This is a genomic window from Streptomyces sp. NPDC048718, assembly GCF_043198875.1.
Taxonomy (GTDB): domain Bacteria; phylum Actinomycetota; class Actinomycetes; order Streptomycetales; family Streptomycetaceae; genus Streptomyces.
This window is the reverse complement of record NZ_JBICVG010000008.1, coordinates 170395-190144: the sequence shown is the minus strand read 5'-3', so window position 1 is coordinate 190144 and position 19750 is coordinate 170395. Positions and strand designations below refer to the sequence as shown.

Sequence of the window (19750 nt, the reverse complement as noted above, 5' to 3'; positions counted from 1 at the left end):
CTCCCGCGCCGGGGCACCGGCGAGTTCCGGCCAGGGGGAGAGGGCGGCCGGTGTGGGGGTCGGCTCCTTCCGCCGGGGCGCGCGGGGCGGGTTCGGCGCGCGCGTGGCGTACCCCCGGTGCGAGGACGAAGGCGGGACGAGGGCGGAGGGGGCCGTGCGCCGGCGTAAAGGTGACGGAAGACGGACGGTCACCTGACATATGCAAGGTGTGGCGCGTTGCATATTCGCACCTGAACATGCCGTCTGGCCAGGGTCTTTGTCCGGGGCGCGGGCGGCCGCGCCCCGGCCCCGGCCAACTCGCGAGCCATCTCCCACCGGACGCAGGTATGGTTTTTTTCGTACCTGCATGCATTCAAGGGGAGATTGTCATGGCAGCGACAATGTTGAATTTCTCGACCACGGTCCCGCGCGCGCTCGTGCACCGGGAGGCCCTGGCCGAGGTGTTCCTGACCGACTATCAGCCAGCCGGTGACGGCCTTTCGGTCGCCGCCCAGCTTCCGCGGACGCACAGCTACTACAACGATCACACCAGCAGCCCCGCGCTGTACGACCCGCTCGTGATCATGGAGGTGCTGCGGCAGTGTGGCATCCTCGCCTCGCATGCCCTCCTTGGCGCGCCGGAGGATTCGAGCATGGTCTTCGACACGGCCACGCTGGAGGTGCTCGACACGGCGGCACTGCGCGTCGGCCCGCGTCCCACCCACATCACCGTCGACTTCCAGCCGGAAGAGGTGAAGGAGCGCGGTGGCCGGGCCAGCGGGGCCGTGTTCCGGGCCTCCGTCCTGCTGGACGGCGCCGAGGTCTTACGGGCGCGCCTGGAGTGGCGCTGGATGACCCGGCGGACCTGGCAGGCGCTGCGGGAGCGGGCCCGGGCGACGCTCGACCTCACGCCCCGCGCCCACCTCACCGGGCTGCGGCTGCCGACCTACCTGGTCGGCCGGGGCACGGCGAAGAACGTCGTGCTCTCCGGCGCCGTGACCGAGGGTGACCTGGTCACCGGGCACGTGGTGGTCGACCGGGAGCACCCCGGACTCTTCGACCACCCGCTGGACCACATCTCGGGCGCGCTCATGTTCGAGGCGTTCCGCCAGACCGCCCTCTACGCCGCGAGCGAGGTACACGGCCTCGCCCCGCGCGGACTGGCCGTGACCTCGGTGGCCACGGAGTTCCTGCGGGTCGGCGAGTTCGAGCTGCCGACCGACTGCAAGGCGCGGGTCGGGGCGCTCGGTGAGGACGGCGTCCTGGTCACCATGGACCTGGTCCAGGAGGAGCACACCATCGCCACGGCGCGCCTGGGCCTGGAGCGGTCCTCCTGCTTCGCGGCCTCCGCCGCCGGGGCCGAGCTGGTGTCGGCGTGAGCGCGGCCTTCCCGGCCGCGGCCGGTCACCGGTCCGCGCCGACGGTGTGGTTCGACTTCGGCGGAGTGCTGTCGCCGCCCCTGCCCGAGCTGTTCCGGTCGTTCGAGAAGAAGACGGGCATCACCCCGGAGCAGATGTACGACGCGCTGGCCGAGGTCGAGCGCGAGCTGGGGGTCCCGGTCCTCGAACCCATCGAGCTCGGCACGATGCCCGAGACCGAGTGGGCCGCTCTGCTCTCGGCCGCGCTCCGCCACAGGTGGCCCGAGGTCGACCAGTCCCGGGCGGACTGGCGCCACTTCGGACGCCAGTGGTTCGACGGAATCACGGTCGACGAGGACATGGCCGCGGCGGCCGGGCTGCTCCACCAGGAGGGCTTCCGGGTGGGCGTCCTCTCCAACAACGTCCGGGAGTGGGGACCGTACTGGAAGAAGATGATCGGATCCGTCCCGTTCGACGTCATGGTGGACTCCTGCGACCACGGGGTCCGCAAGCCGCAGCCGGAGATCTACGAGCTGGCCGAGCGGACCGCGCGGGTGGCGGCGGACGACTGCGTGCTCATCGACGACCTGGCGGAGAACTGCGCCGCCGCCGAGGCCGCGGGCTGGACGACGGTCCACTTCCGCGACACCCGCCAAGCCCTGCTCGAACTGAGCGCGATCACCGGTGTCCGGCTGTGCCGCCTGCCCTGACGGGCCCCTGCCACCGCCATTGCCGCAGCCACTTCCGCTCGTACTCGCGCACAGGCACCGGCGCCCGTACCGGCACCGGCACCGGCACCGGCACCCGCGCCGGCACCGGCGTCCGCACCCGCTCGCGCACCCGCACCGGCATCCGCGCCCGCATCTCTCCCGTTTCTCTCCTGGAGCACGCATGACCACGCTCGTTCCCGAAGTGGCCGGCCTCGAAGGCATTCCGAACCTCGACCCGGTCCCCACCTTCACCCCGCTCGCAGAGCGCGGGCCGGGCGGCATCGCCCGGATCGTCCTGCCCAGCGGGCACACGGCCCTGCACCTCACCCGCTACGCGGACGTGCACCGGGTCCTCACCGACCCGTCGTTCGGCCGCACCGCCACCAACGTCGAGGGCGGGCCCAGCTTCCTGCCGACGATCATGCCGAAGGAGCTGCTGCTCAACCTCGACGCGCCCCACCACGCGCGGATGAAGACGTTCGTCAACGCCGACTACAGCGCGGCCGGTGTGGACAAGCTCCGGCCCGTCGTACGCGAGCTGGTCCTCGCCAAGGTGGCGCGCCTGCGGGCCGAGGAGCGGCCGGACCTCTACACGACGGTCCTCGACCGGCTGCCCGCCGAGGTCAACGGGCGCTTCCTCGGCATCCCCGACGAGGACATCCCGTTCTACCGCCCGCTGTCGCACACCGTGCAGATCGCCTCCCACGAGGACGTTCCCGGGCTCGTGGCGGACTTCACCGCGCTCTACGGATATCTGACGGACCTGGTCACCGGGGTCCGGCCGCGTGCGGAGGGCGGCCTGATCGACCGCTTCGTGGCCGCGCGCGACACCGCCCAGCCGCCGCTGGACGACGCGGAGCTGGTGGGCATTCTGCTCGGCTCGGTGCTCGGCGCGGACCAGAACGTCCTGTCCGTCGCCGCCAAGGTCGTGTACGCGCTGCTGTGCAGGCCCGCGCTGTGGCAGCGGCTGGTCGACCGCCCCCAGGACACCGGCCTGATCCTGGAGGAGCTGATCCGGCTGATCCCGCTGGGCAACATCTCCGCGTTCCCCCGCGTGGCCACCCGCCGGGTCGAGCTCTCGGAGGGCGTCGTCGAGGCGGGCGAGACCGTGTACCCGGACGCCTTCCAGGCCAACCGGGACCCGGAGGTCTTCCCCGACCCGCTGGTCGTCGACCCGGACCGGCAGGGTAAGCGGCACCTTCAGTTCGGGTACGGGATGCACCACTGCATGGGCGCGGCCCTGGCCCGGATGGAGATCACCGAACTGCTCACCGTCCTCGCCGAGGAGCTGCCGGGGCTCGCCCTGGCGGCCGACGCGGAGAGCCTGCCCTGGGACACCGGGGTGGTCCTGCGCCGTCCGGTGTCGCTGCCTGTGCGCTGGTAGCACGGGGCGGGGGCCGTTCACCGAGACTCCGTACGCGCGTGTCCCCCTCACGCGTGCGTGCTTGTCTTCGCTACGCGCGTGTGGAGCGCCGTACGCGCGTGTGGAGCGCTTTCACCACCCCCGCGCGAGGCGCTTCACGCACCCACCGTCTCGTTCGGGGCGATGTTCGCCAGGCCCGCCGGCGTCGGGTTGTCCGCGATGAGCTTCAGCAGGCCGGGGAAGCGGTCCTCGATCTCCTGCCGGCGCAGTTGCGCGCCGTGGCTGTTGCCCCGGTCGACCTGACGGATCAGACCGGCCTCCCGCAGGGCGCGGAAGTGGTGGGTGCGGGTGGACTTCGACACCGGCAGCCCGAAGGACGTGCAGGTCCGCTCGATGTCCTCGGACTGGCGTACCAGGGCGGCCATCACCTGGTAGCGCATGGGGTCCGACAGTGCTTTGAGCACGGTGAACAGGTCCATCTCCCCGGTGGTGGGGTGCCCTTTGGGGTCCGGCATGCCGCTGCTCCTCACGGGGTGCGCTGCTGTGGCGTCACGTTCCCTCAAAGGTACTACTTGCACCGCACCTTGGTCCTGTGTCAGCTTTAGGTTCGACCGAAATCGTACCTCCCAAGGGTGGCGGTTCCGCGTGAGCGCTCATCGCCGCCCGCCGCCCGCCCTCCCCCGAAGAGACGCCCGCCCAACGAATCCGGAGACTTCCGTGGCCACATCGACCACCGATCCCGTGACCTCCCCACGCCCCGCCCCCCAGGACGCCCGGACGGGCTCGGCGGCACCCGGCGGTACGGGACTGACCATGTTCGCCGTGCTGCTCGCGGTGTTCGTCGTCCCCATCTCCATCTCCGGCACGGCCGTCGCCCTGCCGGAGATCGGCGCCGACACCGGCGCCGGCTCGGCCTCCCTCCAGTGGGTCGTCAACGCCTTCAACGTGGCCTTCGCCTGTTTCACGCTGGTGTGGGGGACGCTCGCCGACCTGATCGGCCGCATCCGGGCCTTCACCCTGGGCGCCGCGATCTTCGCCGTCGCCTCGCTGGTGTGTGCCTTCTCCCCGAACATCTACGTGCTCGACGGCGCCCGCGCGCTGGCTGGCCTGGGCGGCGCCGCGATCTTCGCCTGCGGCAGCGCGATCCTGTCCTCCGCGTTCGACGGCCCGGCCCGCGCCAAGGCGTTCGCCCTGTTCGGCACGGTCGCCGGAGTCGGCGTGGCGCTGGGCCCGACGGTCTCCGGCCCGGCCGTCGACGCGCTGGGCTGGCGGTGGATCTTCGGCATCCAGGCCGCCGTACTGGCCGTCGTCCTGCTGTGCGTACCGGCCGTCAAGCGCCAGGTGAAGGAGCAGCCCGCCGGCGGCGGACGCCTGGACGTGCGCGGCGCGGTGGTCTTCGTCGTCGCCATGGCCGCGCTGACGTACGGCATCGTCCAGGGCTCGGCCTGGGGCTGGACCTCACCCGGCACCCTGGGCCTGCTGGTCTTCGCGGTGGTGCTGCTCGCCGTCTTCTCCGCGCTCGCCAAGCGCACCGAGGCACCCCTGCTCGACGTGTCGCTGCTGCGCAACCGCCGCTTCGTCGCGTACACCCTGGTGCCGGTCGCGGCCTCCTTCGGCTTCGTCACCCAGCTCACCTACCTGCCGTCCTACCTGGCCGCCGTCGCCGGGTACAGCGCCTCCACCGCGGGCGTCACCATGCTGCTGCTGACGATCCCCGTCCTGGCCCTGCCCATGGTGGGCGCCAAGCTGGTCCAGCGGGGCACCTCGCCCGTGGCCGTCATCGTCGTGTCACTGCTGTGCCTCGTCGTCGGTGACCTCGGGCTGCTCCTGATCGGCCCGGAGGCCTCGTTCGCCGTCATGGCGCCCGCCATGCTCGTCACCGGCGCGGGCATGGGCCTGTCGGCCGGACTCGTCGACGGTCAGGCCCTCGCCCTCGTCGAGCCCGCCAAGGCCGGCATGGCCGCCGGCTTCATCAACACCCTGCGCCTGGGCAGCGAGGCCATCGCGGTCGCCGTCTTCGGCTCCCTCCTGGCCTCCCTGGCGGCCGACGGCTCCGGTACGGACGCGGCCGCCTCCTACGACGGCGCCTTCCACACCCTGCTGTGGGCGATGGCCGTGGTCTGCCTCATCCTCGGCGTCCTCGTCGTGGCCCTGACCCGCGGTTCGTCCCGCGCCGAACACGCCGGGTGACGGCGGTGACCTCCTCTTCCTCCACCCCCGCCGCCGCGACCGCGCCCGCCACCGCCGCCGCGACCGCGCCCGCCCGCGCGACCGCGCCCGCCCGGGATTCCCGGCACGCCCCGGTGGCCGTCGTCGGCGGCGGACCGGTCGGCATGCTCGTCGCCGCCGAACTCGGCCGGTACGGCGTCCCGGTCACGGTCGTCGAACAGAACCCCGACACACTCGACGTCCCCAAAGCCGGAACCCTGCACGCGCGCACCGCGCAGACGCTCGCCCGACGCGGATACCTCGCCACGCCCGAGCCCACCGTGGAACTGCTCGGCGAGGAACGCGCCCAGCCCTTCCACTTCGCCGGGCTGCCCGGACTGACCATCACCGGTCCGGCCGTGGAGGGCGAACCCATCGTCGGCCGCTCCCAGGGCGACCTGGAACGGCTCTTCGAACGCGTCGCCCGCGAGCACGGGGCCACCGTCCTGCGCCGCCACCGCGTCGTCGCCCTGGAGCAGGACGAGGAGGAGGTCACCCTCACCCTTGAAGGACCCGATGGCCGGTCGTCGCTGCGCGCCGGCCACGTCGTCGGCGCGGACGGCGCCCGCAGCCTGGTACGCGAACAGGCCGGCTTCACCTACGAGGAACACCTGCCGCGTACCCAGGCCGTCCTCGGCGTGGTCGACCTGGAGGACGTGTACGCCGCACCGGCCGGCTGGACCGTCACCGAACGCGGCTGGACCGTCATCGGGCCGAACCCGTACGGGCCCAGCCGGGTCGCCGCCTTCGACTTCGCCGGCCCCCGCCCCGACCGCGGCACCCCCCTGACGCTGGCGGAACTCCACGCCACCGTCTCCCGGATCGCGGGACGCGACATCCCCATGCGCGACGCCCGCTTCCTCGACCGCTTCAGCGACTACGCCCGCCTCGTCCACACCTACCGCGCGGGCCGGGTCCTGCTGGCCGGCGATGCCGCCCACGTCCACTTCCCCGTCGGCGGACAGGGGCTCAACCTCGGCATTCAGGACGCCGTCAACCTCGCCTGGCGCCTCGCCCACCGCCTGCGCGGCTGGCCCGGCGCCGGCCTGCTCGACGACTACACCGCCGAACGCCGGCCCCCCGCCGCCCGCACCATCGACAACACCCGGGCCCAGCTCGCCCTCATGACCCCGGGCGCCGCCCACGACCCGCTGCGCTCGCTCTTCACCGACCTGCTGCGCAACCCGGCGGTCAGCCGGCAGCTCGGCGACATGATCAGCGACCAGGACGTCCGGTTGCCCCGCACCCCGGGGCAGTCGGCCTGGACCGGAATGTTCCTGCCCAACCTCCCGCTGCTCGTCGACGGCGAGCGGACCGCCGTGGCGCGCCTGACCCGCTCCGGCCGCGTCACCCTGCTGCTGCTCGACCCGGACACGGCCCCCGCCCTTGAGAAGGCCGCCGCGCCCTGGCGGGAGGCCGTGGACGTGGTCCACGCCCGGACACAGACGCCGCTGCCGTTCACCGCTGTGCTCCTGCGGCCGGACGGCTACCTCGCGTGGGCCGGCGACGAGACGGCGGACGGCGGCCCGGGACTGGAACGCGCACTCGACGCGCTCCTCGGGCGACGCGTCCCCGCCCCCTGACCCCGGCCCCCGTATCCCCGTACCACCGAGGACGCCCGCCCCGCGCGGTCCGCGCCGGGCGGGCGTCGCCCGTCTCAGCAGCACCCGAGCACCCGAGCACCCGAGCACCCGAGCACCCGAGCACGCGACAGGAGCAGAGGAATGAGCGCCATCGGACCCGCCGGCAGAGCCGGCCGCCCCACCGTCGAACTCGGCCGCGGCGGCCCGGCCGTCGGCGTCCAGGGACTGGGCTGTACGGGCATGAGTCTCACCCCCGGGCACATCGACAGGTCCACGGTCCGCGCCACCCTGGAACGCGCCCTCGATCGGGGAGTGACCCTCTTCGACACCGCCGACGTGTACGGCGCGGGCGCGAACGAGGAACTGCTCGCCCCCTTCGTCCGGGCCCACCGCGACGAGGTCGTCGTCGCCACCAAGTTCGGTATCGCCCCGGACCCGTTCGACCCCGCGCGGCGCATCGTCCGCGGCGACCGGGCCTATGTCCGCAGCCGCGTCGAAGGCAGCCTGCGCCGCCTGAACACGGACCGCCTCGACCTCTTCTCCCTGCACGGCCGTGACCCGTCGGTGCCGATCGAGGAGACCGTCGGGGCGATGGCGGAACTCGTGGCCGAGGGCAAAGTGGCCCACCTCGGACTCAGCGAGCCCACCGCCCCCGACGTGCGCGCCGCCGCGGCCGTCCACCCGATCGCCGCCGTCCAGTGCGCGTGGTCGCTCTTCGACCGGGCCGTGGAGGACGACATCGTGCCCGCCGCGCGCGAGACGGGGGCCGCGCTGGTGCCGTCCGCCCCGCTCGGCGGGGGGTTCCTGGCCCGGATGCTGCGCGCCGAGGAGGACGAACTGCACCCCGGCGACCTGCGCCGCGTCCTGCCCCGGTACGCCGGCGAGCCCGCCCGGTCGAACCAGGCCCTGCTGTCGCCGCTGCGCCACGTCGCCCGCCGGCACGCCGCGGCCCTCCCCCAGATCGCCCTGGCCTGGGTCCACCACAGGGCGCCCGCGCACGGACTGCCCGTCGTTCCCCTCCCGGGAACGCGCCGCCCCCATCGCGTGGACGAGAACACCGCGGCCGCCCGCATCACCCTCACCCCCGGCGACCTGTGCCTGCTCGAACCACTCGCCTCCCAAACCGTCGCCCCCCACCACCCGGAACCGGCCCTGGCGGTGTGACCCGCCGACAGGCACCCGTCCCGGCGCCCGGCCCCTGCCGGCATTCCCGGATCTCCCGGCGACCCTGCTCCCGTCCCGCCACGGGGGAGGGGACGGGAGCCGACCAACTCCCCCGTCCCCTCCCCCTGGCCTCGCTTCCTCGCTCCCTCTCTCCCCCGCTACCGCTCCATCCGGTCGGCGCAGGGGTCGCAGCAGGAGCGGGCGGGCTCGACGCAGACGGTCACGGAGTCGGTGTTGTCCGCGGGGTCGGGGTCCTTCTCCAAGGCGGTGGCGGTGGCGGTGTTGACCACCGCGCCGGCCGTGGTCGCCTTCGCGCGCAGCACGAGCGTCGCCCCGGCGCCGTCGGGCAGGTCGCCCACGGCCCACCGCCCGGTGGCGGGGTCGTAACGGCCGGGGCCGTCGGCGGACAGGAAGGTGAGCCCGGCCGGGAGCCGGTCGGCGACGGTGACGCCGGTCGCCTGGTTCGGTCCGGAGTTGCGGACGGTGACGCGGTACGTCACCGTCTCGCCGACCGCCACCGTCGTCCGGTCGGCGGCCTTGGCCACCGACAGATCGGCGGCCGGGTTCACCTTGGTGACCTGCTCGTTCGAGGTGGCGGTCAGGGGCTGCGGGGTGTCGCCGAGCCGGTTCTCGTACGTGGCGCCGGCGGTGTTGCTGACCTGCTTGCCCCCGCTCGCCCGGTCGATGACGACCCGGTACTCGACGGTGGTCCCGGCCGGCACGGTCTCGGTGCTGGCGAGACTGCCGCCCGCCGAGGCGGACGCCCCGTTGCCGAGATGGAAGACGACCTTCCGCGCCCCGGTGTCGTAGTACGCCTGGTCGTCACCCTGGGCGTCGGTCTTCACGCCGGAGTTCGGGCCCTCGATGATCCGCAGCGAGCCCGGCAGGTACGTCGTGCCGTCCGGGATCACATCGCCGAGCACGAGATTCTCGGCCGCGCCGCCGCCCTCGTTCCGCGCGTTGATCCGGTACGTGATGACATCGCCGATGTCCAACGGCCCCGTGGGCGATGCGGACTTGGTGAGCACCACGAAGGGCGGGGTGCCGAAGAAGATGCCGTCGAGGAAGTTGCCGATACCGCGGTTGCCGCCGGCGGCGGAGACGGATCGGAAGGCGAACCGGGTGGTCGTCTGGCCGACGGGGACGACATACGTGCCGGTGTAGTGGCCCCAGGCGGTGTTGCCGTCCGTGAACCGCCGCTGCTCGATGGCGTTCCCGGGCGCGCCGATGTCCAGCGCCATCGTGTCATTGCCCAGCCGGCCCCGGTGGTACAGCTGCCAGTACAGCGTCGTGCCGGGGGTGGTGGGCAGGTCCTGGTAGAGCGTGGAGACCTCGTTGGCGTTGAGCTCGGCGAACTGGACGCCGTCGGCGGACGGCACACCGTTGAAGCCCGAGTGCCACAGCTCGATCAGATGGTCGGAGGCGGTGGTGCGCCAGCCCGGGACTCGTTTGGTCGCCTGCGTCTGCGAGGCGTCCGGCAGGAACTCGACATCGGTGACGGCCGGCTGCTCGAAGCTGCCGTTGACCAGGGTGACTCGGAGCGGAACGGCAGGAGGGGTGGACATGGTGCGGCTCCTCGCGTCGGACTGCGCACAGCGGGACTGCGCCGCCGCACCCGCCCCGCGTAACCGTGTACGCCGGACGGATGCGGCGACACCCCGTAGCGCACCATGCGTGGCGCGTCACGATAAGGGGCGCCCGGCCAGGACTGGCCATTCCCGTACGACGGGTTTGCGCCCCGTGCCCCCGGCGTACGCCGCCCCACCGCCCCCGCGCCACCTCCGCCGCGCCGCACCTCCCCCACCCGCCCGACGGACCCCACCGGCCCAGCGGCGGGCGTGGCCGAATTCCTACGGCCCCAGGCGTGTACTCGCCTGGGCTCCGGGTGAATCACCTTGTGCGGAATGGACATCCGATGGCCCCCCTCCGCCCGGCGGAGGGGGGCCATCGGCCGGGACGGATCGTCCTGATGAGCCGGACGGTCAGCAGGGCGCGTAGCGGAGATTTCCGCAGTAGATCCAGCCGGTGGCCGGGAAGACGGTGTGGTACCAGCGGTTGCCCGAGGAGTTGACCTTCGAGGAGTCCCAATCGACGCTCTGGCCGGCCGACGTCTGGAGGACCACGGCGCAGCTCGCGGCGGCGCAGCTGCGGATCGGCCCGCCGAGGGACTCGTCGTAGGTCGTCGCGGCGGCCTGCGCGGGCGCTGTGGTGACCGCTCCCGTCATGAGGGCACCGGCCAGTACGCCGGCCGCGGCGAAGGTGCGGACGCGGGTGGTGAGCATGGAGATACCTCCGTTGCCGATGGCCCCGGGGAGTCGGGGCCGGACCGAGCGACACTCTGTCCTGGGCGGAGGGGCCTCCGGAAGGCGAAAGGCCGTCCGGGACGCGTCCCGGACACGTCCCGCAGCCTGTTCCGGCAGTCAGCCCTGTCGGCCGAGGTACGTGTCCCAGGCGGTTCCGGGCCGGCGCCCCGAGTCGTTGGGGGAGCCGGATCTCGAAGCCGGTCCCCAGCGGCTCCCAAGGCGCCCCAGAAAACCACTCAGGGGCCTGATCCGATTTCTCGGATCAGGCCCCTGACCTGGTCTTACTGGCTGTCGGGGTGGCGGGATTTGAACCCACGACCTCTTCGTCCCGAATGAGGTCCGGCGAAGATCGTCATCAGCTTTGATGATGTTTTCCCTGTTCAGAGGGTTGGTGTGGATAGGAGCGGGGCGGTCTTGCGGGGGTTCGGGGAACGAATCGGCTCCCCAACGGCTCCCAGGTGATACGTCCTACTCTCAAGGCTCGCAGGGGGCGGGGATGCGGGAGTGGGGAGCCAGACGTCGGAAGGCCGGAAGCCTCGGCACGTTCTTCGGTGGTGTGGTGCAGGTCACTCAAGATTCCGGGGTGGGGATTGCCGGTTCGGGGCGTTGCGGCGCCCGAGAGAGGACAGGCTCGCCCATCATCTACCGGAGGCACCACCCATGACGCCGGAAGCTCTCGAAAAACCGCAGGCATTGGAAGCGGCGGCACCGCCTGTAACCGTCCCACCCCGCCAGGCCGATGTGTCAGAGACGGAAGCTGAGGACCTCGACACCCTTTACGCGCGGTATGGCCTAGTCAGGCGGTGGCGGGTACTTCCTGAGCCGAAGCCCGTACCTGTTGATCCACAGTCCACTCGCGGCCTCCCTGTATTGGGTGAGGGCGACCTCATCGCGTACGGGGGCGATGGGGGAGTCCGCGACAGCTCCTACTTCTATTTCGGCAACGAAAGGGACGGTGGACGACTGCTGGTAGGACGCTTGTTCCTGGACTGCCCTCGACTCGAACCTTGGGAGATCGTGCGGACCTGGACAGAGGGGGAGGTCGACCGCCCATGCAGTGGAGCGGCCATCGCCGCGAAGCCCAGCTCCCCGGAGGCTCAGGCAGAGGCCCGTGAGGCCAGGCTCGCGGCACGCGCCGTGGAAGCACGGAACGAGGCGGTGCTCGGCAACACCGAGCTCATCGAGAAGTTCATGGCCGTCGACCTCGGCCTGTGGCGGGGAGCTCGCTGGCAGGAACCGGTGACCACGGCTCTCCTTGGCGACTGGGCGAGCACCCTGTACACGCACGGCACCATCCGCCGGGGGGCTCTCTCCCAGCTGATGCGTGAGGTGAGGGAGATCCACCGACAGCTCACGCCACTGTGGCGTCGACGCTGCGCCGGAGAGCGGCTGCTCAGCCTTGATGTCCCCGTTCTGGAGAATGGGCTGACTCTCGCCGACCTCGTTGCAGGAGGGCCCGACCCGGCCGACATCCTTACGGGGATGCTGCCTGATGATCCGCATGTGCTCGCCGTGCTGGAGCAGATGTTCCCGATCGAGAGAGCCGTCGCGCTCGCCTGGTCCCGTTCGGGGACGTCGAGTTGGACCGAGGCGGCCGCCATGGTGTTGGCCCTCACCTCGCAGGCGTACGTGCAGGGTGACGCTGAGGCTCTGGGTGAGCGAGTACGCCGCAAACTCAAGCGGCTCGGTCGCCGCGCGCGTCACAGTCGGGACGGTGATGAGATGTCCCGTTTCCGAGCGGCCCAGTCGCCTGCTGTCGGTCGAGCCGATGACCGCACAGCGGAAGCGCGGGAGGCGTGAATGCCTGACACATTGACTCTCGCCCTGATCGCCATGGTCGGCTGCTTCGTCGTGCGCGAATCTCGGCGCGACGAACGACTAGGCGCTGCGCTCTTGGTCGGTGTTGCCGTTGTGGCACTGATGCTGACGCTGTACGGGGCAGGTCCTGACTGACCGCGCTCGGCTGAAGCCCACTTGGCGGCCGGCGCAAAGCCGACAGGGGCCTGACCCGTGATGTGGGTCAGGCCCCTGTCCTGGTGTTTCAGCTGCCGGGGTGGCGGGATTTGGACCCACAACCTCTACGTCCCGAATGAGGTTCGGTCCGGATCTGCACCGGCCCGTTTGCCGTTTCACCTGGTCACAGCGTTGGTGTGCGGTGGGCTCGGGTGGTCTCGCGGGGGCTTGGGGAGCAGGCCGGCTCCCAGACGGCTCCCAACGGGCAGCGATCAGCGTGATTCATCGAGGTTACGCATCAGCTCGGAGATTAGCGTCTGACTACTGGCCCCACTCGGCTGCCGTGGCACCGTCGCCGACTGACCGCCAACGGGGGTTGAGCCCCTTAGGAGAAGGCCAGACCACGAAACGTGTTGCGGACATCCGTCAGTGGTTGGCGGTCCCGGGTGTAGTAGAGCTTGTTGGTCAGCAGCACGGCCCACCGGTCCTGGGTGGGGGAGATCCACATTCCGGTGCCGGTGAAGCCGTAGTGGACCCAGACGTCCTGCTCGCCGGTGGTGCCGGGGGCCGGGTGCCAGAACAGGCCGCGCTCGGGCTGGAGGCCACCGGTCTGCACGGTGAGGGAATGGGCGGTCCAGTCCGCGCCGAACCCGGCCTCTGCGGAGGCCGCGGTGGGGGCGAGCATGTAGCGCAGGAAGACGGCCAGGTCGGCGAGGACGGTGAAGACCCCGGCGATGCCGCACACCCCGCCGAGGAGCCGGGCGGAGAAATCGTGGGCGATGCCCTTGAGGTGGGTGCCGGTGTCCTGGTCGACTTCGGTGGGGGCGCACCGGGACGCCACCTCGGCGGGCAGCGGGCCGAAGCGTGTGGAGTCCATGCCCAGTGGGCGCCAGGTCCTCTCCTCGGAGAACTGGTCGATGGGTCGGCCGGAGAGGTATTCGGCGAGGTAGCCGAGGATGAGGGCGGCCCGGTCGGTGTACTCGACCGCTTCGTCGGGAGGCCGGTTGAGGGCTTCGCGCAGGACTCCGCGTCGGATGTCGGCGGGGTCGGTGCCGTAGAGGTTCTTCAACTGGGCCCGGAGAGGGAGGCCCGCGGTGTGGGTCAGAAGCTGCCGCGCGGTCACGCCCCCAAGCGGGTGGCCGGCGGCCTCGTCCCAGAACGTGCCGAGCGGGGCGTCGAGGTCGAGGACGCCGTCCTCCCACAAGGCTCCGACGGAGGCCCAGACGGCGAGGATCTTGGTGAGGCTGGCTGCGTCGAAGATGGTGTCCGGCCGCATCTTCACGCCCGGCTCGTCGGGGTCCAGGACACCGGTGGCGCCCGTCGCCCGGACTCCGCCCGAGTCGCCGACGGCCCATGCCGCGCCCGGGTAAACCTTGTCGCGGACGCCTTCGCTCAGCAGGTGCTCGATCCGGTCGGTGCGGTACGGCATGGTCTCCCTCTTCGTCTGGGCATCCCGTGGGCCAGCGTAGTGAGCCCGCTCGGGTGGGCCGGGCAATGGCGTGCCGCCGGTCGCCTCGGCGGTGACTGACTGGTCGGGTGTCAGGTGAACTGTCGGCTGAGGCCGGCCAGTTCTCGGGCGGTCTTCGACAGGGGATAGCGGGCGGCGTTTGCGTATCCGGCCTGCCGAAGGGCGGGCAGGAGCCCGGGTTCGTTCCGCAGGCGGTCCAGGTCCCGGGTGAGGGCGGTGGGGTGGGTGAAGTCGGTGGCCACCCCCGAGGCGGCGAGGGCTTCGCTGAGGCCGGGGACGGGCTGGTAGAGGACAGGGAGTCCGCAGGCTTGGGCTTCGAGGGCGACCAGGCCCATGGCCTCCAGGGTGGAGAAGCAGGAGCGGGCCCTGTACGCGGCCTCCAGCGTCAAGACCTGGCGCTCTACACTCCACCTGATCCTCGAAGACGCGATCGACGAGGGCCTGATCACCTCCAACCCGGCGGCCAGGCGGCGCGGGCGCGGCAAGCGCGCCGGCCGCTCACGCGACCGCGGACCGGAGAAGGTCATCACCGACGCACTCGGCATCCTGCTCATCGCCGAACGGGCCTCCCTGCTCTCCGGCCGTGACGACGAGTTCGTCGCCGTCGTGCACAAGGGCTACACCGGCGTGCGCTGGGCGGAAATGGTCGGCCTGGAGACGGAGTTCGTCCGAACCGGATCCTTCCGCGTCGAGTGGCAGCTGTACGAGCTGGACACCGGAGAGCTGGTGCGTGTCCCGCCCAAGGACGACAGCTACCGCACCCTCGACTCGCCAGACTGGCTCTCCGCCCTGGTCGCCAACCACATCGCCCGCACGAAGCCGGCGCCCTGCTCCTGCCACGGCAAGACCTACGTCTACCGAGGGTTCGGGGCGGCCCGCACCGGCGGCCATCAGGGAGCCAAGCTCGCCGACGTCGCCCGCCGCGCCGACGTCTCCACGGGCACGGTGTCCAACGTCCTCAACCACCCCGCCCGCGTCGCCGAGGCCACGAGGGCAAAGGTGGAACAGGCCATCGCGGATCTCGGGTTCGTACGAGGCGGCACCGTGTCGGAACACGCAGCTCACTGGCGCCGCAACGGCTCCGCCACCTGGCTGTTCACCCCGGCAGTCTCCGGCTGGTACCCGAAAAAGGCACCCCAGGAAGCCCGCCCCGTCCCGCTCCTGGGCGAACCGTGGCCCGGCGTCCCGTCCCGGGGCCGCAACGCCACCGACCGAGCAGACGCCTGCTGGCTCCCGATCGCCAAGGGCCTCACGCCGCACGGCCTGCGCCACACCCACCGAACGATGATGGAGGACCTGGGCACCGAGAAGGTCCTCATGGACGAGCGCATGGGGCACATCGACGGCTCCGTCTCAGCCCGCTACGCCCACGTCACCCCGGGCATGCGCCGCCGCCTCATGGCCGGCCTGACCGAGCAGTGGGAGGCGGCTCTCGACGCCCGCCTGGCGATGTGTCGCAGGTCTCCGGTGCGGGTCCTCGACGAGCTGTTGAGGACGCGCCCGGCTGCAACTCGGTAGTCGACGTCAGGGGAGCTGGTCAACGCGGTCAGTTCCCCTGAGGGCCACCTGACGCGAGTTCCCCCGCGTCTCACCGCTGGTCCGAAGGGGTATCTCTGTGGCCCTGCGCTCGCTGGGAGGCGATGTGTATCAGTTGCTCGAAGCATTCCACCCAGAAGCCGCTTATCAGCTTTCTACGAAGACTCAGCTTCGGGTCGATCACGATGCCTACGCCGCGCGTCATCGCCAGCCGGACGAAGCGATCGAATTGGTCGTCGGTCAGGATCGCCGACACGGTGAAGTCCGGGAGCTCGATGCCGCATCGGGCCCAGTTCGCGACGTATGAGTCCAGATCCAGTGGGTTGTGGAGCAGGGAGATCACGCCGTCCACCACGACGGGCTCGCCGGTCTCCGCGTCTACCAGGTAGGCGAGCGGGGCGTAGTACTGCTTGCAGTCGGAGTAGGCGTCTCCGATGGCCCGGCTGTATCGCACGGGAGTCGCTCCTGTGCAGAGGACAGGGTCGTGGCCTTGGCCGAGGAGCTGAGAGTAGGAGCCGGACATAGAGCCGTCGGCCGTGTAGCAGAGAGGGTCGCCAGCCTGGCCGGCCTCGGAGATGTGCTGGCTCATTTCCTCTGCGGTGTCTGTGGCGCGACGAGCCGAGAATCGCATAACTCGCCCACGGTCCATGACGTAGCGCACGGTTCCGTCTTCCAGAGACAACTCGACGCACCAACTGCCTTGCGAAAAGTTGTCGTACTCGGACTTCCAGGCGATGGGCGCGAGCTTCAGTGACGACCTCAGAAGGCCACCAAGCAACCACTGCCCTCCCTGAGCTGCCGTCAGCCACCCCTTGTAGTCGAAGTTTCGCAATCGCCCGTTCTCCCGGAACAGGGCTGCGTCGACGCCTCCGAGGACGCGGTCTGTGGGTGTGCGGCATGCTTCGTGGACCAGACCGATGTCTGCCGGCACGCCCTCCTCGTCCACTTCGACCAGGGGTGCCCCGTCTTCCGAGATGGGGTCGCCGCAGTGCCTGCACAGAAAAGGGTCTTCGATGCCGGCGGCCAGCATGGCGCACTGGGCTCCATGGGCGAGCGCTGCGAGTGACCTGTTGGGGTCGTCCGCGGGATTGGCGGGCGCCACGACTACCCGTTTGTCTTGGTAGTCGTCGGCATGACGCTGTAGGTAGCGTTCGAGCCCTGTGCTGGTGGCCCAGCGGCCGACGATTTCCCACCGCTCTTCCGGGGCTAGCTCCACGTGGCCCTCGCCGAACTTCAGGCGTCTCGCCCCGGTGTCGTCGAACCGTCTGAAGTCCGCGATGAGGAAGTCGCAGTCCTCGAAGGGGGCCCGTGCCAGTACAACCTCTCGACCATAGGAGAGTCCGGCGAGGAGGTCCTCCGTGAAGAGCTCTGAAGCAGCGCCGCCGTTGCCCTCGTCATGTCGGCTCACGTACCGCCCCATGCGCTCCTTCAATCCGGTGGCGGTGATGGAGAGACGGTCTCTCGCCAGTGAGACAGCGAACGCGACCAGGCTGCCCCACAGCAACTGGGGAGGGACCACGGCTTTGCTGCCTAGCATCATGAGAGCAGCGGTTTCCAGGGACCCTCCCTCTCGGATGTCCAAGGAGCAGATCCGCATTCTGGCCAGGATGTGTTGGATGTCTTCCTGAGAGAGGGCAGTCCCTGTCGCGGCTTGATAGTGATGGCGGATGATTGCCTCGGTCTTGCCCAGTACGTCCTTCTCCCCGTTCGTGAGGGGCATCGTCGTGCTGCCGGATCTGTTGAGCCGAGCCGCCTCGGTCAGCTTGCGAAGTACCTTCCGAACGTTGGAGGAAGCCTCGGTCGACGTAGCAAGTACGTACACGTCGTCAGCCTGTTTGTCGCCCACATATTGACCAACAAACTGGGCCAAGACGGACCCGAAGTCCGATGAGGGGTCTGCCGACAAGCTGATCGTGTTCTTCGCCTGGATGAAGAGTCGTCCATCTGGGCCGACCAGCACGAGATCGTCGATGTTGTCGGCGGTCTCGAAGCGCAGCTCGTCGACCCGCACGCTGCCGAACCCCAGGAGATCCAGGTCTGAGGTGTCGCACAGTATGTGGCTCATGACGAGAGCTGCGATGCGCTGCTGAAAGTCGACCCCGGAGTGTGTAGCAGCGCCGCCGCTGTTCCCCATTGAAGCTCCACTCCCTGGCAGACGCATGGATCTGCCGATCGTCGTTCAACCAAGATCCATGGCCATCTGGACTCTCGGGACGGTAGTGCTCAGGGGGCGTGCAAGGAGTCGGCTCCCAAACGGCTCCCAGGGCGCCCCCGGAAACCACTCAGGGGCCTGATCCGATTTCTCGGATCAGGCCCCTGACCTGGTCTTACTGGCTGTCGGGGTGGCGGGATTTGAACCCACGACCTCTTCGTCCCGAACGAAGCGCGCTGCCAAGCTGCGCTACACCCCGATGTCGCTGTTCCGATTTTTTCATCTCGTCGCGGCGACATCGATTACTTTAGCCCACCGGCGCCCAGAGACGAAATCCGGTTCTCGCGAGCCCCCGCCGCAGGTCGGAAGCGGTGCCCCGGGCGTGACTCCCGGCTGTGCGCCGTGCCCCGCCCGGCCACCTCCGGCCCGGCCCCGCCCAGCCCCCGCCTGCGGCAGGGGCCCCTACCGGCCTCAGCCCCGCGCCGCCGTCAGCGTCAGCAAGGTCGCCTCCGGCGGGCAGGCGAAGCGGACCGGGGTGTAGCGGTTGGTGCCGCAGCCCGCCGAGACGTGCAGATACGAGGTGTGGCCGTCGGCCGTGTGGGTGGACAGGCCCTTGACCCGGTCGGTGTCCAGGTCGCAGTTGGTGACCAGCGCCCCGTAGAAGGGCACGCACAGCTGCCCGCCGTGGGTGTGGCCGGCGAGGATCAGGTCGTAGCGGTCCGCCGTGAACGCGTCGAGCATCCGCAGGTACGGCGCGTGCACGACGCCCATCGAGAAGTCGGCGTCCTGCTCCGGGCCGCCCGCGACCCGCTCGTACCGGTCCCGCTTGATGTGCGGGTCGTCGACGCCGGTGAAGGCGAGTTCCGCGCCCGGCAGCTTCAGCCGGCCGCGGGTGTTGGTGAGGTCGACCCAGCCCGCCGCGTCGAAGGCGTCCCGCAGGCCCTCCCACGGGTTGTGCAGGGCGCCCTTCACCGGCGGGTTGCCGTTGAGGCCGTGCTTCCCCTGCATCTTCTCCTTCAGATACAGGGCGGGGTTGCGCAGCCGGGGGCCGTAGTAGTCGTTGGAGCCGAAGACGTAGACACCCGGGAACTCCATCAGCGGCCCGAGCGCGTCCAGCACCTCGGGCACCGCCTCGGGGTCCGAGAGGTTGTCGCCGGTGTTGACGACGAAGTCGGGGCGCAGTCCGGCGAGGGACTGCAGCCAGGCGCGCTTCTTGCGCTGCCCGCTCACCATGTGGATGTCCGAGACCTGGAGGACCCGCAGGTCGCGCATGCCCCGGGGGAGCACCGGGATGGTCACCCGGCGCAGTCGGAAGGAGCGGGCTTCGAAGCCCGCCGCGTAGACGAGTCCGGCCGCGGCCGTCGCCGTGAGACCTGCCGTGATCTTCAGGGGGATCCCGTACCGTGCGCGCATCCCCTTATCGTCGCAGACCCGCCGGACGTAAATGCGCGGGCGCCGGGAGCCGGGCACCTGACACACTTGGGGTCATGACCACGCTCAAGGCCAGGCTTAAGGACGACCTCAACGCCGCGATCAAGGAGCGCGACGAGCTGCGCTCCTCGACTCTGCGGCTGACCCTCACCGCGATCCAGAAGGAAGAGGTCGCGGGTACGACGAAGCGCGAACTCTCCGACGACGAGGTGCAGAAGGTGATCGCCAAGGAGGCGAAGAAGCGCCGCGAGGCCGCGGACGCCTTCGCCCAGGGCGGTCGCGCGGAGTCGGCCGAACGCGAGCGGGCGGAGGGTGTCCTCCTCGACGCGTATCTGCCGCAGCAGCTGACCGACGCGGAGCTGGAGGCCATCGTGGCCGGCGCCGTCGAGGAGGCGAAGGCGGCGGGCGCCGAGGGGCCGCGGGCGATGGGCGCCGTCATGAAGATCGTCAACCCGAAGGTCGCGGGCCGTGCCGAGGGCGGCCGCGTCGCCACCGCCGTGAAGCGGCTGCTCGCCGGCTGAGCCGGGGCACCCGCTCCGTAC

General features: G+C 70.7%; 17 protein-coding genes, 1 tRNA gene and 1 pseudogene. 11 read left to right on the top strand and 8 right to left on the bottom strand.

Annotated features, from left to right (window positions below):
• Window positions 1-368: 368 nt before the first annotated feature.
• Genes ACGFRB_RS17500 through ACGFRB_RS17485 form a run of 4 tightly spaced genes read left to right on the top strand, consistent with a single transcriptional unit; the run spans window position 369 to window position 3431 of the window.
• Window positions 369-1358, top strand: coding sequence for an AfsA-related hotdog domain-containing protein (locus ACGFRB_RS17500; RefSeq protein WP_363005534.1), 990 nt, complete (start codon window positions 369-371; stop codon window positions 1356-1358).
• Entirely contained in the window at window positions 1355-2047 is a 693-nt protein-coding gene (locus ACGFRB_RS17495) for an HAD-IA family hydrolase (protein ID WP_393243894.1), read from the top strand. Before ACGFRB_RS17500 ends, ACGFRB_RS17495 begins: the two co-directional genes overlap by 4 nt.
• The gene (locus tag ACGFRB_RS17490) at window positions 2032-2232 is read left to right on the top strand and encodes a hypothetical protein (RefSeq protein ID WP_393243892.1); all 201 of its coding nucleotides are present in this window, start codon (window positions 2032-2034) and stop codon (window positions 2230-2232) included. The genes ACGFRB_RS17495 and ACGFRB_RS17490 overlap by 16 nt, the downstream gene beginning before the upstream one ends.
• Window positions 2229-3431: a cytochrome P450 gene (locus ACGFRB_RS17485; RefSeq protein WP_363005530.1), complete on the top strand. Its 1203-nt coding sequence runs from the start codon at window positions 2229-2231 to the stop codon at window positions 3429-3431. Before ACGFRB_RS17490 ends, ACGFRB_RS17485 begins: the two co-directional genes overlap by 4 nt.
• A 134-nt stretch (window positions 3432-3565) precedes the next feature.
• Here ACGFRB_RS17485 and ACGFRB_RS17480 read toward each other — a convergent pair whose 3' ends face one another.
• Entirely contained in the window at window positions 3566-3925 is a 360-nt protein-coding gene (locus tag ACGFRB_RS17480) for a helix-turn-helix transcriptional regulator (RefSeq protein WP_363005528.1), read from the bottom strand.
• A gap of 202 nt (window positions 3926-4127) precedes the next feature.
• Between ACGFRB_RS17480 and ACGFRB_RS17475 the strand changes: the two genes are divergently transcribed.
• The 3 genes from ACGFRB_RS17475 (at window position 4128) to ACGFRB_RS17465 (ending at window position 8365) form a co-directional block, all read left to right on the top strand.
• Window positions 4128-5600 (top strand): MFS transporter, encoded by a 1473-nt coding sequence (locus ACGFRB_RS17475; RefSeq protein WP_393243890.1) that lies wholly within the window; start codon window positions 4128-4130, stop codon window positions 5598-5600.
• Window positions 5601-5605: 5 nt separating this feature from the next.
• Complete coding sequence (locus tag ACGFRB_RS17470) at window positions 5606-7201, top strand: FAD-dependent monooxygenase (RefSeq protein ID WP_393243888.1); 1596 nt, start codon at window positions 5606-5608, stop codon at window positions 7199-7201.
• A 141-nt stretch (window positions 7202-7342) separates the two neighbouring features.
• On the top strand, window positions 7343-8365 hold the full coding sequence (locus tag ACGFRB_RS17465; RefSeq protein ID WP_393243886.1) for an aldo/keto reductase: 1023 nt from the start codon (window positions 7343-7345) through the stop codon (window positions 8363-8365).
• Between the two features lie 158 nt (window positions 8366-8523).
• On the opposite strand, the gene ACGFRB_RS17460 is transcribed toward ACGFRB_RS17465, so the two are convergent.
• Together ACGFRB_RS17460 and ACGFRB_RS17455 are read right to left on the bottom strand one after the other, a co-directional pair.
• Window positions 8524-9930 carry a hypothetical protein gene (locus ACGFRB_RS17460; protein ID WP_393243884.1) on the bottom strand — a complete coding sequence of 469 codons (1407 nt, stop codon included), beginning with the start codon at window positions 9928-9930 and terminating at the stop codon, window positions 8524-8526.
• 417 nt (window positions 9931-10347) lie between these two features.
• On the bottom strand, window positions 10348-10647 hold the full coding sequence (locus ACGFRB_RS17455; protein ID WP_393243882.1) for a hypothetical protein: 300 nt from the start codon (window positions 10645-10647) through the stop codon (window positions 10348-10350).
• 1179 nt (window positions 10648-11826) lie between these two features.
• On the opposite strand from ACGFRB_RS17455, the gene ACGFRB_RS17450 reads away from it, so the two are divergent.
• Window positions 11827-12468 (top strand): hypothetical protein, encoded by a 642-nt coding sequence (locus ACGFRB_RS17450; protein ID WP_393243880.1) that lies wholly within the window; start codon window positions 11827-11829, stop codon window positions 12466-12468.
• Complete coding sequence (locus ACGFRB_RS17445) at window positions 12469-12621, top strand: hypothetical protein (protein WP_329533063.1); 153 nt, start codon at window positions 12469-12471, stop codon at window positions 12619-12621.
• 385 nt (window positions 12622-13006) lie between these two features.
• On the opposite strand, the gene ACGFRB_RS17440 is transcribed toward ACGFRB_RS17445, so the two are convergent.
• Window positions 13007-14050, bottom strand: a complete 1044-nt coding sequence (locus ACGFRB_RS17440; RefSeq protein WP_393243878.1) for a serine hydrolase domain-containing protein — start codon at window positions 14048-14050, stop codon at window positions 13007-13009.
• A gap of 110 nt (window positions 14051-14160) precedes the next feature.
• Window positions 14161-14439, bottom strand: a pseudogene (locus ACGFRB_RS17435) (glycosyltransferase); the annotation flags it as partial.
• On the opposite strand from ACGFRB_RS17435, the gene ACGFRB_RS17430 reads away from it, so the two are divergent.
• A complete protein-coding gene (locus tag ACGFRB_RS17430; RefSeq protein WP_393243876.1) occupies window positions 14423-15607 on the top strand; it encodes a LacI family DNA-binding transcriptional regulator in 1185 nt (394 codons plus the stop codon). The pseudogene ACGFRB_RS17435 and the gene ACGFRB_RS17430 overlap by 17 nt on opposite strands.
• A 70-nt stretch (window positions 15608-15677) precedes the next feature.
• Here ACGFRB_RS17430 and ACGFRB_RS17425 read toward each other — a convergent pair whose 3' ends face one another.
• The 3 genes from ACGFRB_RS17425 to ACGFRB_RS17415 form a co-directional block, all read right to left on the bottom strand.
• The gene (locus tag ACGFRB_RS17425) at window positions 15678-17690 is read right to left on the bottom strand and encodes a hypothetical protein (protein WP_393243874.1); all 2013 of its coding nucleotides are present in this window, start codon (window positions 17688-17690) and stop codon (window positions 15678-15680) included.
• Window positions 17691-17962: 272 nt separating this feature from the next.
• Window positions 17963-18036, bottom strand: a tRNA-Pro gene (locus tag ACGFRB_RS17420).
• Between the two features lie 212 nt (window positions 18037-18248).
• Window positions 18249-19190 (bottom strand): metallophosphoesterase, encoded by a 942-nt coding sequence (locus ACGFRB_RS17415; protein WP_363005507.1) that lies wholly within the window; start codon window positions 19188-19190, stop codon window positions 18249-18251.
• Between the two features lie 74 nt (window positions 19191-19264).
• Between ACGFRB_RS17415 and ACGFRB_RS17410 the strand changes: the two genes are divergently transcribed.
• On the top strand, window positions 19265-19729 hold the full coding sequence (locus ACGFRB_RS17410; protein ID WP_363005505.1) for a GatB/YqeY domain-containing protein: 465 nt from the start codon (window positions 19265-19267) through the stop codon (window positions 19727-19729).
• The last annotated feature ends 21 nt before the right edge of the window (window positions 19730-19750 follow it).

Bases quoted from the DNA above. Each gene is read 5' to 3' on its own strand.
- ACGFRB_RS17500 (WP_363005534.1), top strand. From the start codon at position 369: ATGGCAGCGACAATGTTGAATTTCTCGACCACGGTCCCGCGCGCGCTC.
- ACGFRB_RS17485 (WP_363005530.1), top strand. From the start codon at position 2,229: ATGACCACGCTCGTTCCCGAAGTGGCCGGCCTCGAAGGCATTCCGAAC.
- ACGFRB_RS17480 (WP_363005528.1), bottom strand. From the start codon at position 3,925: ATGCCGGACCCCAAAGGGCACCCCACCACCGGGGAGATGGACCTGTTC.
- ACGFRB_RS17465 (WP_393243886.1), top strand. From the start codon at position 7,343: ATGAGCGCCATCGGACCCGCCGGCAGAGCCGGCCGCCCCACCGTCGAA.
- ACGFRB_RS17460 (WP_393243884.1), bottom strand. From the start codon at position 9,930: ATGTCCACCCCTCCTGCCGTTCCGCTCCGAGTCACCCTGGTCAACGGC.
- ACGFRB_RS17455 (WP_393243882.1), bottom strand. From the start codon at position 10,647: ATGCTCACCACCCGCGTCCGCACCTTCGCCGCGGCCGGCGTACTGGCC.
- ACGFRB_RS17445 (WP_329533063.1), top strand. From the start codon at position 12,469: ATGCCTGACACATTGACTCTCGCCCTGATCGCCATGGTCGGCTGCTTC.
- ACGFRB_RS17440 (WP_393243878.1), bottom strand. From the start codon at position 14,050: ATGCCGTACCGCACCGACCGGATCGAGCACCTGCTGAGCGAAGGCGTC.
- ACGFRB_RS17430 (WP_393243876.1), top strand. From the start codon at position 14,423: ATGGCCTCCAGGGTGGAGAAGCAGGAGCGGGCCCTGTACGCGGCCTCC.
- ACGFRB_RS17425 (WP_393243874.1), bottom strand. From the start codon at position 17,690: ATGAGCCACATACTGTGCGACACCTCAGACCTGGATCTCCTGGGGTTC.
- ACGFRB_RS17415 (WP_363005507.1), bottom strand. From the start codon at position 19,190: ATGCGCGCACGGTACGGGATCCCCCTGAAGATCACGGCAGGTCTCACG.
- ACGFRB_RS17410 (WP_363005505.1), top strand. From the start codon at position 19,265: ATGACCACGCTCAAGGCCAGGCTTAAGGACGACCTCAACGCCGCGATC.